General features: G+C 57.4%; 8 protein-coding genes and 4 pseudogenes. 8 read left to right on the forward strand and 4 right to left on the reverse strand.

Features of this window, described 5'->3' with window-relative positions; all coding sequences use genetic code 11:
* Positions 1-20: 20 nt before the first annotated feature.
* The 3 genes and pseudogenes from gatB to gatC all read right to left on the reverse strand — a co-directional run bounded on the left by gatB (position 21) and on the right by gatC (position 3,308).
* Complete coding sequence (gene gatB, locus HLB35_RS02370) at positions 21-1,475, reverse strand: Asp-tRNA(Asn)/Glu-tRNA(Gln) amidotransferase subunit GatB (protein WP_171701350.1); 1,455 nt, start codon at positions 1,473-1,475, stop codon at positions 21-23.
* Positions 1,475-2,934: pseudogene (gatA, locus tag HLB35_RS02375) on the reverse strand (Asp-tRNA(Asn)/Glu-tRNA(Gln) amidotransferase subunit GatA). The gene gatB and the pseudogene gatA overlap by 1 nt, the downstream one beginning before the upstream one ends.
* Positions 2,916-3,308 carry an Asp-tRNA(Asn)/Glu-tRNA(Gln) amidotransferase subunit GatC gene (gene gatC / locus HLB35_RS18720; RefSeq protein ID WP_422822407.1) on the reverse strand — a complete coding sequence of 131 codons (393 nt, stop codon included), beginning with the start codon at positions 3,306-3,308 and terminating at the stop codon, positions 2,916-2,918. Before gatC ends, gatA begins: the two are co-directional and overlap by 19 nt.
* 200 nt (positions 3,309-3,508) lie before the next feature.
* On the opposite strand from gatC, the pseudogene HLB35_RS02385 reads away from it, so the two are divergent.
* From HLB35_RS02385 to tldD, 7 genes and pseudogenes are all read left to right on the forward strand, one after another.
* A pseudogene (locus HLB35_RS02385) lies at positions 3,509-4,544 on the forward strand (rod shape-determining protein).
* Positions 4,545-4,568: 24 nt separating this feature from the next.
* On the forward strand, positions 4,569-5,522 hold the full coding sequence (mreC, locus tag HLB35_RS02390) for a rod shape-determining protein MreC (RefSeq protein WP_171701351.1): 954 nt from the start codon (positions 4,569-4,571) through the stop codon (positions 5,520-5,522).
* Positions 5,522-6,007, forward strand: a complete 486-nt coding sequence (mreD, locus tag HLB35_RS02395) for a rod shape-determining protein MreD (RefSeq protein ID WP_171701352.1) — start codon at positions 5,522-5,524, stop codon at positions 6,005-6,007. The genes mreC and mreD overlap by 1 nt, the downstream gene beginning before the upstream one ends.
* Positions 6,008-6,031: 24 nt before the next feature.
* A complete protein-coding gene (locus tag HLB35_RS02400) occupies positions 6,032-6,628 on the forward strand; it encodes a Maf family protein (protein WP_171701353.1) in 597 nt (198 codons plus the stop codon).
* Between the two features lie 81 nt (positions 6,629-6,709).
* Complete coding sequence (gene rng, locus HLB35_RS02405) at positions 6,710-8,173, forward strand: ribonuclease G (RefSeq protein WP_171701354.1); 1,464 nt, start codon at positions 6,710-6,712, stop codon at positions 8,171-8,173.
* Positions 8,174-8,313: 140 nt separating this feature from the next.
* Positions 8,314-12,027, forward strand: a complete 3,714-nt coding sequence (locus HLB35_RS02410) for a YhdP family phospholipid transporter (protein WP_235936942.1) — start codon at positions 8,314-8,316, stop codon at positions 12,025-12,027.
* Positions 12,024-13,474, forward strand: a pseudogene (gene tldD / locus HLB35_RS02415) (metalloprotease TldD). Before HLB35_RS02410 ends, tldD begins: the two are co-directional and overlap by 4 nt.
* Before the next feature lie 12 nt (positions 13,475-13,486).
* On the opposite strand, the gene yjgA reads toward tldD, so the two are convergent.
* Positions 13,487-14,008 carry a ribosome biogenesis factor YjgA gene (gene yjgA / locus HLB35_RS02420; RefSeq protein ID WP_171701355.1) on the reverse strand — a complete coding sequence of 174 codons (522 nt, stop codon included), beginning with the start codon at positions 14,006-14,008 and terminating at the stop codon, positions 13,487-13,489.
* 97 nt (positions 14,009-14,105) lie between these two features.
* Between yjgA and pmbA the strand changes: the two are divergent.
* Positions 14,106-15,445, forward strand: a pseudogene (pmbA, locus tag HLB35_RS02425) (metalloprotease PmbA).
* The last annotated feature ends 16 nt before the right edge of the window (positions 15,446-15,461 follow it).

A 15,461-nucleotide genomic window follows, 5' to 3' on the forward strand; every position in this document is an offset into this window, starting at 1 on the left:
CTTTACCTCACGCCTCACGCTTAAAGTTTAGCGTCGAGCTTCTCCTTGAGCAGAGTGTTGACCTGCTGAGGGTTGGCAGTACCGCGTGAAGCCTTCATTACCTGGCCAACGAAATAGCCGATCATTTTGCCGCGCTTGTCCGGCTCGGCATCGCAGTACTGAGCCACCTGAGCGGGGCTGTCAGCAATCACCTGATCAATCATGGCTTCAATGGCGCCGCTGTCAGTCACTTGCTTGAGACCCTTGGCCTCGATGATTTCATCGGCGCTGGCGCCTTGATTATTCCACAGCGCCTGGAAGACCTGTTTTGCCGCCTTGCCGTTGATTGTATCGTCAATCACCCGAGCGAGCAGTTCACCCAGTTGTCGGGCATTGATCGGGCTCTGCTCAATGCTCAGGTTTTCCCGGTTCAGGGCGCCGGAGAGCTCGCCCTGCACCCAGTTAGCGGCCTGCTTGGCATCACCGCAGACATCCTTGACCTCTTCGAAGTAATCGGCCATGGCACGGCTGGCTGACAGGACGTGGGCGTCATAGGCGGATAAGCCAAGCGCGTTCTGAAAACGCTCGCGCTTGTCAGCAGGCAGTTCGGGTAGCTGTTCGCGCAGATGATCCACATAGGCCTGGTCAAGTACCACCGGTAGCAGGTCCGGGCAGGGGAAGTAGCGGTAATCATTGGCTTCTTCCTTGGTGCGCATGCTGCGGGTCTCGTCGCGCTCCGGGTCATACAGGCGGGTTTCCTGAACGACCTTGCCACCGTCTTCAATCAGCTCAATCTGGCGCTCGACTTCAAAGGCAATGGCGCGTTCGACAAAGCGGAAAGAGTTGACGTTCTTGACCTCCGCCCGGGTGCCAAAGCTTTCCTGACCCTTGGGGCGCACCGAGACATTGACGTCGCAGCGCATCGAGCCTTCTGCCATGTTGCCATCGGAAATGCCCAGATAGGTGACAATCGAGTGAATCGCTTTGAGGTAGGCGGCAGCTTCCTTGGCGCTGCGCATATCCGGCTCGGAGACAATTTCCAGCAGAGGAGTGCCCGCGCGGTTAAGGTCAATGCCGGTCATGCCGTGGAAGTCTTCGTGGAGCGATTTACCCGCGTCTTCCTCCAGATGCGCATGATGGATGCGGATCTTCCGGGTTGAATGATCATCCAGCGTTACGTCAATGCTGCCTGGGCCAACAATGGGGTGATACATCTGGCTGGTCTGGTAGCCCTTGGGCAGGTCAGGGTAGAAGTAATTCTTGCGGTCAAACACTGACACTTCAGGAATATCGGCATGCACGGCCAGGCCAAACTGCACGGCCATGGCAACTGCTTGCTCATTGACGACAGGCAGGATGCCGGGCAAGCCCAGGTCGACGGCGCAGGCCTGCGAGTTAGGCTCTGCGCCGAACGCCGTGGACGCGCCGGAGAAAATCTTCGATTTAGTGGCGAGCTGAACGTGAACTTCCAGCCCGATTACGGTTTCCCATTCCATCAGGCCTTCTCCTCAGCAAAATTTGGACGTTGTTGATGCCAGTTGGTCGCTTGCTGGAACTGATGCGCCACGTTCAGTAGCTGGGCTTCAGCAAAATGCGTGCCCAAAATCTGTAGCCCTACCGGGCGACGCCCGACCATGCCAGCAGGCACGCTGATACCCGGAATCCCGGCCAGGTTAACGGCGATGGTATAGATATCCTGCAGATACATGGAAACCGGATCTTTCTTGGCGCCCAAGTCAAAAGCCGGAGTGGGTGAGGCAGGCCCCATCAGGACATCCACATCTTCAAAGGCATCCAGAAAGTCCTGGCGAATCAGGCGGCGTACCTGTTGAGCCTTGGTGTAATAGGCGTCAAAAAACCTTCCGACAGGGTATGCGTGCCGATCAGGATGCGGCGCTTGACCTCATCGCCAAACCCTTCAGCGCGGGAGCGCTTGTAAAGGTCCATCAGATCCTGAGGATCGTCGCAGCGATGGCCGAAACGCACGCCGTCGAAGCGTGAAAGGTTGGAGGACGCCTCAGCCGGTGCAATCACATAGTAGGCAGGAATCGCAAAATGGGTATGCGGCAGACTGACATCCTTGATCGTTGCCCCTAGGGATTCATAAACCTTGACCGCTTCGCGTACCGCCTTTTCAACGCCGGGATCAAGGCCGTCACCGAAATACTCTTTTGGCAGGCCGATCTTGAGGCCTGACAAGGGGGCATTCAGGGTGTCGGTATAATCAGGGACGCCGCGAGCAACGCTGGTGGAATCACGCAGATCCTGGCCAGCTATCACGTTAAGCAGGTGGGCACAGTCTTCAGCGCTGCGCGCCATCGGGCCTGCCTGGTCAAGGCTTGAGGCATAGGCAATCATGCCGTAGCGAGAGACCCGCCCATAGGTCGGCTTCAGGCCAGTAATGCCGCAGAATGCGGCTGGCTGGCGGATTGAACCACCGGTGTCGGTACCTAATGCCGCAGGCGTTATACCAGCCGCCACTGCCGCCGCGCTGCCACCAGAGCTGCCGCCGGGAACGGCCGTGGTATCCCAGGGGTTTTTTACCGCGCCATAAAAGCTGTTTTCGTTGGAGGAGCCCATGGCGAACTCATCCATATTGGTCTTACCCAGGCTGACGCAGCCAGCGGCCTTGAGTTTTTCGACCACGTGGGCGTCATAGGGGGCAATAAAGTTATCCAGCATTCTGGAACCGCAGCTGGTTTTAATCCCTTGGGTGCAGAAAATATCCTTGAGTGCAAGGGGAACCCCGGTTAGCAGCCCTGCATTGCCACTGGCCCTGGCCTGGTCAGCCTGATCAGCCTGCTGCAATGCCTGCTCGCTGGTCACGCTGATAAAGCTGTTGAGTTCGCTGTTGGTTTGCTCAATGCGCTTCAGATAGTGCGCGGTAAGTTCGCGGCTGGATACTTCACCGCTGGCAAGTGCCGCAGCGACTTGCGTCAATGTCTTGTCATGCATAACCCGGAAACTCCGTTCGGGTGACGATTAGAAGAGGAGAGAGGAAATAACTTACTCAACCACTCGGGGAACCAGATAAAGACCGTTTTCAACCGCAGGAGCGCAGCGCTGGAACTGATCACGCTGATCGGTTTCGGTGACCTCATCGGCGCGCAGGCGCTGGGTTGCATCAAGCGGGTGCGCCAGGGGGCGACACCCTGGGTGTCAACACGCTGCAGCTGATCGACCATCTCCAGGATCTGGCCCAGGTCATCAACAAACCCCTTGGCCTGATCATCGCTAACCGCTAGCCGGGCCAGGTGGGCAGCCCGACGCACGTGTGTTTCTTCAAGCGCCATGGTGGGAACATCCTCGTTAACAAGTGATAAGCGCATTGACTGTGCGCCGTGTAAATTTCCTCAGGCCCTGTACAATATAGGAAGCTGAGTTATTCTGATCATCAAATAGCGTAAAAATATACCATATTTCCTTGCGTCGGGCAGTATCGGCCGCTGTTCTGCTTGCTGACAGTGGGTTGCGGTGATACCGTTTGCATCCGCACAGGGTTCCCGGTCTGCACTAGGTAACAACATCCATGTTCAAACGTTTAAGGGGGCTGTTTTCCAGCGATTTATCAATCGACCTGGGTACGGCCAACACACTTATATATGTACGCGGTCGCGGTATTGTCCTCGATGAGCCGTCCGTCGTTGCCATTCGCCAGTCAGGCAACATGCGCAGCGTTGCTTCAGTCGGGGCCGATGCAAAGCGGATGCTGGGGCGTACCCCGGCAATATTACCGCTATCCGTCCGATGAAAGATGGCGTCATCGCTGACTTCACCGTCACCGAGCAGATGCTTCAACACTTTATTCGTAAAGTACACCAGAGTACTTTTCTGACACCCAGCCCGCGCGTGCTGGTTTGCGTACCCTGCATGTCGACCCAGGTCGAGCGGCGGGCTATTCGTGAATCAGCAGAAGGGGCTGGCGCCCGTGAAGTTTTTCTGATTGAAGAGCCTATGGCTGCTGCCATTGGTGCTGGTCTGCCCGTTGAAGAAGCCCAAGGTTCAATGGTGGTGGATATCGGGGAGGAACCTCCGAAATTGCGATCATTTCGCTTAATGGCGTGGTTTATTCCGAATCCATCCGCGTCGGTGGCGACCGCTTTGATGAAGCCATCACCGCTTATGTGCGTCGTCATTACGGCAGCCTGATTGGTGAAGCCACCGCAGAGCGCATCAAGGAAGAAATTGGCTGCGCCTACCCAGGCGGCGAACTACGCGAGATTGATGTGCGTGGTCGCAATCTGGCGGAAGGCATTCCACGCAGCTTCACCCTGAATTCCCATGAGATTCTGGAAGCTTTGCAGGAAACGCTGAGTTCCATCGTGGCGGCCATCAAAAGCGCCCTTGAGCAATCTCCGCCGGAACTGGCGTCAGATATTGCTGAACGAGGCTTGGTGCTGACCGGTGGTGGCGCACTATTGCGTGATCTCGATAAGCTGATTGCTGAAGAAACCGGCTTGCCTGTTATCGTCGCTGAAGATCCACTGACTTGCGTGGCGCGTGGTGGCGGTAAAGCACTGGAAATGATTGATCAGCACACCTTTGAGCTGCTATCCAGTGATTAACGTCAGCGCTTGATCTGCGGGGGATTGATTATCAAGCCGCTGTTTTCACATGGGGCACTGCCCGGTTACCGGTTGTTTTTCTGCGTGCTGGCGGCCAGCGCCCTGATGTTTGTCGATCAACGCTTTACGCGAATGGAAGCGGTACGCGCTCAGCTATCGATGGTGGTGGCCCCGGTACAATGGGTGGTCAGCCTGCCAAGCGACTTGCTCAGTTGGGGGACGGTAACGCTTTCTGATCATCAGGCACTGCTGGATGAAAATCAGCGCTTGCGTGAGCAGATGCTGACCCTGTCCCATCGTGGCCAGCGCATCGCCAGCCTGGTATCTGAAAATGCCGAGTTGCGCCGCCTGCTGAATGCCGCTGAGTACCGGGAGGTTGATTTCATCAGCACTGAGCTGATTTCTCTCGACAATGACCCCTTCAGCCACCAGATGGTGATTGATCGCGGTCATCGTAATGGCGTGTACGTTGGTCAGCCGTTAATTGATGCCTTTGGTCTGGTCGGCCAGGTGACGGCAGTATCCGCTTATTCCAGCCGAGTGCTGCTGCTGGGGGATGCCAGCCATGCGCTGCCCGTGCGTATCAACCGCAATGGCTTGCGTTATATCGTTCAAGGTTCGGGTAACTATGACGCCCTTGATGTGCTTCATGTGCCGGATACGGCCGATGTGCGCGAAGGTGACCTGCTCACCACCTCAGGTCTTGCAGGGCGTTTTCCTGCCGGTTACCCGGTGGCTAGAGTCACCTCTGTGGTTCATGACCCTGGCGAGCCATTTGCCCAGGTGCGGGCTGAACCGCTGGCACGCTTGCAGCGTTCGCGCTATTTCTTGTTGCTGTTTCCTCAGCCCTTACCCTATGCGGAGATCGCGATCTGGGACGATTCATTCGCGCTGTCCTATGAAACCCTGCAAAGTGTACTGCAGATTAATGGGCTCTTTCCGCTGTCAGCCGACCCGTCAACCATGGAGCTGCCCTGATGGCGAAAGCACCGGTCGTACCGTTAATAATGGTATGGTTCACTCTGCTGTTCGCCTTGTGCCTGCAGGTGATGCCGCTGGCTGAAGGCTGGCAGGTATACCGGCCTGAATGGTTAGGGTTGTTGTTTATCTACTGGTGCATGCGTGCACCTGATCGAGTGGGTGTCTTTCACGGTTTCGTGCTTGGGCTGCTGTTGGATCTGATTGAAGGCGTGCCACTGGGCCAGAATGCCCTGACGCTTTCGGTACTGGCTTTTCTGTGTGCGCTGGTCTACACGCGTTTTCGTACCTATTCACTGGTTCAGCAAGCGCTGTTGGTGTTGGTGCTGCTGGGATTGGTGCAGCTGCTAGAGCAATGGGTGCGTACGCTGTCGGGGGATTTTTCAATCCATCTGGCATTCTTGATCCCCTCTTTTATCAGTGCTGTACTCTGGCCCTGGTTGGCGACCATGTTCTTGGCGCTGGAACGTCGTCTGTTTTCCTGATAGCCATAGAGTCGAGGTGCGAAGATGACGCCTGCCCGTCAACCTCTGGTATGTCTGGCATCAGCATCGCCACGTCGCCGTGACCTGCTGTTGTCAATTGGTGTGGACGCCGATATCCGTCCCTGCGATATTGATGAAACACCCAAGCCTAACGAATCTCCCGGTGATTATGTCGTGCGTCTGGCGGTTGAAAAGGCACTGGCTGCCGACGCTTTGACGCCGTTGCCGACCTTGGGCTCTGATACAGCCGTGGTGCTTGACGGCCATATCCTGGGTAAGCCGCGTGACCAGGCACATGGCGCTGAGATGCTGGCCGCGCTTTCCGGGCGTCGTCATGAAGTGCTGACGGCAGTTGCGCTAACAGGCCCTGCCGGTGTGTTGGCATGCTGCGTGACAACCCAGGTACGCCTTGGTGAGATCAATGATGAGCAAATAGCCGCCTACTGGCAGACGGGAGAACCTCTCGATAAAGCGGGCGGCTACGCTATTCAGGGGTTAGCGTCCGTGTTTGTGGCATCTATTGAAGGCAGTTACTCTGCTGTTGTGGGCTTGCCGCTCTACGAAACAGCGGCACTGCTTAGCCAGCAGGGCGTCCCGATATGGAATAATGTGCTTAGCTAATCGTGGTCAGGCCTGGGTGGGTTTTCCAGGCAGATCAGCAAGCAGTTTTTTAACCCTTTTTCTAACCAGTAAGGAACGGGAATGAGTGGTGAGGTTCTCATCAATCTGACGCCGATGGAAACCCGCGTAGCGCTGGTTGAAAACGGTGTCTTGCAGGAAGCCTTGATCGAAAGGTCACGTCGTCGCGGTATCGTGGGCAATATCTACAAAGGCAAGGTGGTTCGGGTATTGCCTGGCATGCAGGCTGCCTTTGTCGATATTGGCCTGGAACGCGCCGCCTTTATCCATGCCCATGAGGTGACGCCCTCAGGAACGCCCAGTGATGAGCAGTCAACCATCGGTCAGTTACTGCACGAAGGCCAAGCTCTGGTAGTGCAGGTCACCAAAGACCCGATTGGCTCCAAGGGGGCGCGCCTGACGACCCATTTGTCTGTGCCTTCGCGTTATCTGGTGTATATGCCGGATTCGCCCCATCACGGTGTTTCACAGCGCATTGAAGATGAGCGCGAGCGTGAGCGCCTGAAAGTCGCCCTGGAAACAGGCATTGCTCAACAGAGCATTGAGGTCAGCGGTGGTTTTATTGTGCGCACGGCCGCCGAAGGCGTCAGCGAAGAAGAAATTGCCAGTGATATGTATTTTCTCTTGCGCTTGTGGCGAAAAGTCAGCCAGCGCAAGGAGACCGCCGCGCCGTCTTCAGTTATCTATGATGACCTGCCGCTCTTTATGCGCACTCTGCGGGATGTCATGCGCGATGACATAGAGAAGGTACGTATTGATTCCCGGGAAAACTTTACCCGCCTGGTCGAGTTTGCCGAGGAGTTCATGCCGGACGCGGTGGAGCGCATCGAGTACTACCCCGGCGAGCGGCCGATCTTTGACCTTTACAGCGTTGAGGACGAGATTCAAAAAGCGTTGGGGCGCAAGGTGCAGCTGAAGTCGGGTGGCTATCTGGTGATTGACCCAACTGAGGCGATGACTACCATCGATGTCAATACAGGGGGATACGTCGGGCACCGCAATCTGGAAGAGACCATCTTCAAGACCAACCTGGAAGCCGCAACGGCCATTGCCCGGCAGCTGCGCCTGCGTAACCTGGGAGGCATCATCATTATTGATTTCATCGATATGGAGGATGTTGAGCACCAGCGTCAGGTGTTGCGCGTGTTGGAAAAGGCACTGGAAAAAGATCACGCCAAAACCAAGTGTACCGGGGTCACCGAGCTTGGGTTGGTGCAGCTGACACGCAAGCGTACCCGTGAGAGCCTTGAGCAGACCCTGTGCGAAGCCTGCCCCACCTGTGCAGGCCGGGGCACGCTGAAAACCCCTGAAACCATCTGTTATGAAATATTCCGCGAGATTCTACGTGAAGAGCGCGCCTACAGTGCTGAAACCTATATGGTATTGGCGTCGCAACCGGTGGTTGACCGCCTGCTTGATGAAGAGTCTGCTTCAGTGGCTGACCTGGAAATCTTTATCAATAAGACCATTCGCTTTCAGGTTGAGCAACACTACTCGCAAGAGCAGTATGATATTGTGCTAATGTAAATAGATGAATCTTCCTGTCCTGCGCAAATGGCTTGTGTTTTTTCTGGCGTCTTGCCTTGGCATTCTGGCGGGGGCCCTGCTGTTGCTCCGCCTGGCCATGAGCCAGGCGGAGTGGCTAGAACCGCATCTGGAAACGCTGCTTGAAAGCCGCCTTGGCGCCGGTGGATATTCAGCATCTGGCGTTATCGCTAAAAGGTAATGATCCTTCCCTGACGCTTAGTGGTGTTAGCGCCACTACCCCGGCGGGAGAGAGGCTGTTTGCGCTAGATGAATTACACTTGCGCTTGGACAGCTGGCAAACGCTAAAAACCCTTACCCCGGTATTCAATGATGCCTATATGCAAGGCTTTGCCGTGCATCTTTACCAGGCATCCGGCATGGCCTGGGAGTGGCCGAAGCCAGCCAAGTTGCCGCTTGCTCTGGGGGAAGAGCCGGATATTGATCTGGCAGTGATCGATGCCTGGGTAGGCATGATTCTGCGTCAGCAAATCCAGGTTGAGCATTCTCGCATCGTGCTTCACGGTGCCAGCGATCAGCTGACCTTGCATGCCCCCTTGCTGAGCCTTTCCGGCGACCAGCGTCGCACCCGCCTGCAGGGGCAGATCAATATCAATACGCCCGCCAGCCAGATGAATCAAGCGTTAGAGTTGCCGGCCGCCCATCTGCGTGCCGAGGTTCAGCCGGGCAATGAGGGTCTGCGCGACTTTTCTGCCGCCATGCAACTGGATATGCAACTTGATCACTTGGCCCTACTGGCCGCTATTCTGCAGCCAGAAGATACCCCTCAGTTTACCGAAGCCGGTGGTGAGGTGCAGCTGTGGGGGCGCTGGCAATCAGCAAGGCTGCAGGAGGCGCGCCTTGGGCTGGATATGCCTCGGCTGACACTAAAGCAGGATCAGCAGCGCGCTGTGCTTAGTAACATCCAGGCCAGTGGGATCTGGCAGCGTGATGGCGAAGGCGGCAAGGCGTGGCTGAGCGGTGATGCTGAAAGTGTTGAATGGGTGCAGCCGGAGGCGGTGGGAGAAGGCCCGGCGTTGCCACGCCACTGGCAATTTACTCATCAGCCAGGTCGCTGGGAGTTACTGACCAGTGAGTTTGAGTTAGCGTCTCTGGCCGCCTGGCGGGAATACATGCTGTTGCCTGAATCGGTGACCCGGGCACTGCGCACCTTGAACCCACGCGGCCAGGTGAACGGTCTGCGCCTCGGCCAACAGGATGGCGAATGGCGCGTGGATGCGGCGATTAGCCGTCTGATGGCGTCTCCCTGGCAGCAGGCGCCCGGCGGTGGACCCTTTGACGCTTGGGTTCAGGCACGCGATGTACGCGGCCGGGTACTGTTTTCAAGCGCAGGGGAAAGTACCCTGAATTTACCTGAGCTGTTTGCAGACCCGCTTGAGTTAACCCACGCAGAAGGCGAGATTCAATGGGTGTACGATGGTCCGACGGCGCTGGTCAGCGGAAAGCAGCTAAAGGTCAACTGGAATGACGCTGAGGTGAGCGGCGGCTTTGGCCTGGTGAATACTCAAGAGCAGGGGCGTTTTGGTCTGGATCTGGCCTTTAGCGATGTGGATGCGGTTAACCGTTCGCTGGATGAATGGTTGCCGGTATCGGTCATTGATGCCGGGCTGCGTGACTGGCTATCCGGCGTCAACGGCGTCGTTGATCAGGGTAGTCTTCAAGTCGGCCTGCCGTTGGGGGCTTCCGGATTTGACACCACGCCAACGGCAATCGTGGATCTGGAGATCAGCCAGGGAAGCCTGCCGCTTTTGCCCGACTGGCCACGGTTAACCGATATTGCAGGAACGTTGAGCTGGCGCCCGGAAGAGGGGCTGCATGCGCAAGTTGAGCAGGCCTTCAGCCAGGGTGTTGAAGTCCGCCAGGGTGAGGTCAGAATTCAGAATGGACGTTTACAGGTGGATGGCCAGCTGGGTAGTGACATGGCATCACTGCAGCAATTTCTTGCGGCGACGCCTCTGCTAGCCGATGGGCAACTGGATGACGTTCGCGCTGAAGGGCGGCTTGCCGCAGAACTTGAGCTGGCACTGCCAATTGATGCGCCTGAAAAACTTGAGCTGGCAGTACGCATTACTCCCGATATCCGTGAAGTGACCTATCTTCCCCATGACCTGAGTTTCGAGGACATAGACGGCGAACTGAACTGGCAGCAAGCAGCAGGCCAGCCAGGGGAGCTACTGGGCAACCTGGCTGGGCGCTGGCTGGATGGCGAGGTGCAGGCAACACTCAAAGCTGATCGTCAGGTGGCGCTTGAAGGGCAGTTGGCGCTGTCGGCCCTGCTGACCCGGATGAATGTCGCAACACAGCTGCCATGGCTTTCGGGCACTACCCGTTGGCAAGGACAGCTGGACTGGCGCGAGGAGCCCAGACTCCAGATTGAAAGCGCGCTAGAGGGGGTACGTATGGATCTGCCAGCGCCATTTGCTAAACCAGCGCGCGAAGCCTGGCCGTGGACGCTGACCGCTGATATGGCCAGCGGGCGGATTGAAAGTAACCTGAATGGGCGGGCGCATTGGCGCAGCCAGCCGGTCAGCGGCCAGATGGCAGCCAACCTGCACCTGGGTGAGTCAGTTGATACGCCTGAGTGGCCTTCTCAGCCGGATTGGCAGCTGCGGGCGGATCTGGAGCGGTTTGATCTATTAGGCTGGCAGGCAGCGTTGGCACCACTGGGGCAAGGCTCATCTTCAGCTGCTGGGCCGTCGGGCGGAGTGCCTGATTGGCAGATTGCCTTCAATACCGGCTGCCTTGAGTGGCAGGAAACCTGCCTGGGTAGTCTGTCAGCCAGCGGTAAGCAAACCGCTGAAGGCATTGACCTTAATGTCGATGGTGAGGTGTTCTCAGGCCGAGTGCGCTACCGTCAGCAGGCTCAATACCCGCTGGACATAGCGGTTGGTCATATCGATCTGGATACCTTGCTGGAGATACCCTCATCGCCGCTGGAGGAGCCGCAAGTCGCTCAGCCGGATGCCTGGTGGGACGAGGTGGAAACTCAAAAACCCACCTTGGCAGGGATGCCTGAATGGCTTTCCAAGTTGCCGAATGGGCGTTTACGCCTGGCAGAAGTGGGCGTTGTGGGGCAACGCCTGGGGCCGATGACAGCCTACTGGCATACCCGGGGTCAGCGCTTTACCCTGGCCCCGGTGGGCCTGACACTGGGCCAGCTTTCGCTGCGTGGTGAACTTGAATGGGCAGGCTCATCAGCCCGCAGTACCACCAGCGCCGATGTGACGATTCAGGGCGGCGATGTGGGGACGGCGCTTGAGCGCCTTGGCCAGCCGGTGGTAATGCGCAGCCGTACCACGGATGTGCAGGCCGACCTGAACTGGCCCGGTGCTCCCTGGCAGTTCTCGCTGACCCGTGCTCAGGGTCGCTTGACAACCGATGTGCGCGACGGACGTTTTGTCAGCTTGAACTCGACGACTGCTCGGCTGGTCGGACTCTTGAATATGGACAATATTCTGCGCCGCCTGCGTCTGGATTTCTCCGACCTCACTGGCGAAGGTACGGCATTTGACCGTGTTTATGGTAGCGCCAATGTGGGTCATGGTCACTTGCGTCTTGATGGCCCACTTATCATTGAAGCACCGGCCACCCAGATCCGCGTCGCAGGGAGCGCTGACCTGCTCAGCCGTGAGCTTGACCAGCGTCTGTCGATTGCGCTGCCCATCAGCCAGAGCCTGCCGATTGCCGCTCTGGCGGTAGGCGCTCCCGTGGTAGGTGGGGCGCTGCTGCTTGCACACTCCCTGTTCGGTGATACGCTGGGGCAAGTGACAACGATCAACTATCTTATTCAGGGCCCTTGGGCCGCACCGCAAGTTATTCGAAAAGGTTCTCAATGACGCACTATGCTTCTGATCTTGATCAGGCTGTTTCGGTTCTTCTGACACCGGGTGGCCTGGATATTGATGCTCTGGATGCGGGGCTTGGCCATGCCATGGGCGCCGGCATTGATTATGCAGATCTGTATTTTCAGCGCACCTGGGAAGAAGGCTGGATGCTGGAAGACGGTAAGGTCAAGGAAGCCAGCTACAACATTGACGGTGGAGTTGGCGTGCGGGCGCTGGCGGGCGAAAAACCGGTTTTGCCTATTCCAACCAGATCACCGCGGATGCTCTGCTGGATACCGGTAAAACAGCCGCTGGCATCGTACGCAGCGGTAAGCAATTACCCGGGCAGGCGATGAATATTGTCAGCGCCATGCCTTTCTATGCCGGTGTTGACCCGCTTGCTGGCTTGAGTGCCGATGACAAGGTGGCAATGCTTAAACAGGCTGACCGCATTGCCCGTGGGGCAGACCCTAGCGTTATCCAGGTGAGCGCCTCGCTTTCCGGTACTTATGAAGTCGTGCTGGTGCGTGCCAGCGACGGCACCCTGGCAGCAGACATTCGCCCGCTGGTGCGTTTCAATGTCAGTGTGATTGTCAGCAAGAATGGCCGTCGTGAGCGGGGTAGCGCCGGAGGCGGTGGACGTTACTCAATGGCCAGGCTGCGCGATGACAACGTTGCCGAGCGTTTCGCCAAGGAGGCCGTGCGCCAGGCGCTGGTCAATTGTGAGGCCATCGATGCCCCAGCAGGGCAGATGCCGGTCGTGTTGGGCGCAGGTTGGCCGGGCATTCTGCTGCACGAGGCGGTGGGCCATGGCCTGGAAGGCGACTTCAACCGTAAGGGCAGTTCTGCCTTTGCTGGTAAAATGGGCCAGCGCGTTGCGGCGCGGGGTGTGACAGTGGTGGATGATGCCACCCTGGCAGATTCGCGGGGATCGCTGAGCGTTGATGATGAAGGCACGCCGGGACAGAACACGCCGCTTATCGAGGACGGCATCCTGACCGGCTATATGCAGGACAAGCTCAATGCCCGTTTGATGGGTATGGCGCCTACCGGCAATGCGCGGCGTGAATCCTTTGCCCATCTGCCCATGCCGAGGATGACCAATACCGTGATGCTGGCGGGCCAGGAAAGCCCGGATGACATTATATCCAGCGTTAAACGCGGTATTTATGCAGTCAGTTTTGGCGGTGGCCAGGTAGATATTACCTCCGGCAAATTTGTCTTTTCTGCCAGCGAAGCTTACCTGATCGAGGACGGCAAAATTACCGCGCCGGTAAAAGGCGCCACCCTGATCGGCAACGGGCCGGAAGCCATGCAGCATGTTTCCATGGTGGGCCATGACCTGGAAATCGATCCTGGTATTGGTGTCTGTGGCAAGGAGGGCCAAGGGGTGCCGGTAGGGGTGGGTCAGCCTACCATCAAGCTGGATGAGCTGACCGTTGGCGGCACTCAGTCCTGATAGCCGCCAGGTTTAGAGGGCGGCTGCATCGCGCAGGTGCTTGAAAAGCTTGCGGGCACTGGTTGGCGGTTTGGACTGTTCGCGCTCACGCTGGGCATTGCGCACTAACTGGCGCAGCGTCTGGCGGTCGGCTTCAGGGTAATCTTTAAGGAAGAGATCAACGGCTGCGTCTCCTTCGTCGACCAGCCGATCACGCCATTTTTCGAGACGATGAAAGGCGTGGTCGCGCTGTTCACGCTCGTTTTCGATGGCGTCGAATTGGGCCTGTATGGCATCAAGGTCTTCCTTGCGCATCAGCTTGCCAACGTATTGCATATGGCGCCGGCGCCCTTCATGGGAGTGGATACGCGCAGTCTCATCAATGGCCCGCAGTAGGTCATCAGACAGCGGAAAGCGGCTGCGCTCGTTAGGTGTCATGGCAATCAGAGTTTCGCCTAACTGCTGGAGAGCGTGCATTTCCCGCTTGAGCTGCGATTTACTGGGCGGTACTGGCTGATCATCAATTTCATCGTGCAGCGGACGTTTTTTGGGCATGGATCATTCACAACGTGGATTTTAAAGACGGCATTATAACAGCCCGTTTTGAAATAACAGGTTATCTCGCCTATCGAGATAAGGTAAAGGAGACAGTATGGCACAGGCATTTGATGCAAACGCACAGCAAGCGCTGCTCGCTTCACGCGCTGAACAGGCGCTGCAGCTCGCCAGGCAGCTGGGGGCCGATAGTGCTGAAGTAGGCGCCAGTGTCGATCAGGGTGTTGGCGTCAGTGTGCGTCTGGGCGAAGTGGAAACCGTCGAGTTATCCCGAGATCAGGGGATTGCCGTTACCGTCTATGTGGGCCAGCGTAAAGGCAGTGCGTCATCAACCGATGCTGGCGCTGAATCAATCCGTGCAACGGTTGAAAAAGCCTTGTCGATTGCCCGCTACACCGGTGAAGACCCCGCGGCCGGTTTGGCCGATGCTGAGCTGATGGCGCGTGAGCTGCCGGATCTTAAAGTCCATTACCCCTGGGCACTGAGCATCGAGGAAGCAACCGCTATTGCCCTGGCGTGCGAACGGGCCGGGCGTGACTACCCAGGTATCACCAAGTCTGACGGCGCCTCTCTTTCCACCGGTGAAGGCGTTCGGGTGTATGCCAACAGTCATGGCTTTCTGGGTACACAGAAAGGCAGTCGCCATTCGCTTTCGTGTATGTTGATCGCCGAAGACGATAAGGGCATGCAGCGTGATTACGACTATACGTCGGCACGTGACTCCCAAGCGTTGAGAGCGCCAAGTGCAGTAGGTGAAGAAGCAGCTCGGCGCACCTTACGCCGCCTGGGCGCGCAGCGGCCTAAAACCGGCAGTTTTCCTGTGCTGTTTGATCCGACGCTGGCCAGCGGGCTGGTCGGTCATCTGATGGGAGCTCTGGCCGGCGGTGCCCTGTATCGCGAAGCCTCCTTTTTGTGTGATCGGCTCGGTACGCCTCTTTTCCCTGAGTGGTTCAGCTTGGAAGAACGCCCCATGGAAGTGGGTGCCACTGCCAGTTCCCCTTTGATGGTGAAGGCGTACAGACTCGCAATAATCGCTTTATTGTCGATGGCCAGGTAGCCAGCTATATGCTGTCTTCCTACAGTGCACGACGCCTGGGGATGCAAACCACGGGTAACGCTGGTGGCGCGCGTAACTTGCGGCTGACTGCTCCGTTGCGCTCATTTGAGGCCTTGCTCAAGGAAATGGATCGTGGTGTCTGGGTAACCGAGCTGATGGGTCAGGGGGTTAACAGCGTGACGGGAGATTATTCGCGGGGCGCGGCCGGATTCTGGATCGAAAATGGCCAGGTGCAATACCCGGTTGAAGAATTCACCATTGCGGGCAATCTGAACACCATGTTCAGCGGGCTGGTGGCGGTGGGTAATGATACCGATACGCGAGGAAGCATTCACACCGGTAGTTGGTTGATTGACAATATGACCGTTGCCGGGGACTGACAGACGAAGGTTGGCT

The sequence above is a fragment of the Vreelandella azerica genome (genome assembly GCF_013112225.1).
GTDB classification, from domain to species: Bacteria; Pseudomonadota; Gammaproteobacteria; order Pseudomonadales; family Halomonadaceae; genus Vreelandella; species Vreelandella azerica.

Coding starts and splice junctions, on each gene's coding strand:
- gatB (WP_171701350.1), bottom strand. CDS start 1,475: ATGGAATGGGAAACCGTAATCGGGCTGGAAGTTCACGTTCAGCTCGCC.
- gatC (WP_422822407.1), bottom strand. CDS start 3,308: ATGCGCTTATCACTTGTTAACGAGGATGTTCCCACCATGGCGCTTGAA.
- HLB35_RS02400 (WP_171701353.1), top strand. CDS start 6,032: ATGACGCCTGCCCGTCAACCTCTGGTATGTCTGGCATCAGCATCGCCA.
- mreD (WP_171701352.1), top strand. CDS start 5,522: ATGGCGAAAGCACCGGTCGTACCGTTAATAATGGTATGGTTCACTCTG.
- rng (WP_171701354.1), top strand. CDS start 6,710: ATGAGTGGTGAGGTTCTCATCAATCTGACGCCGATGGAAACCCGCGTA.
- yjgA (WP_171701355.1), bottom strand. CDS start 14,008: ATGCCCAAAAAACGTCCGCTGCACGATGAAATTGATGATCAGCCAGTA.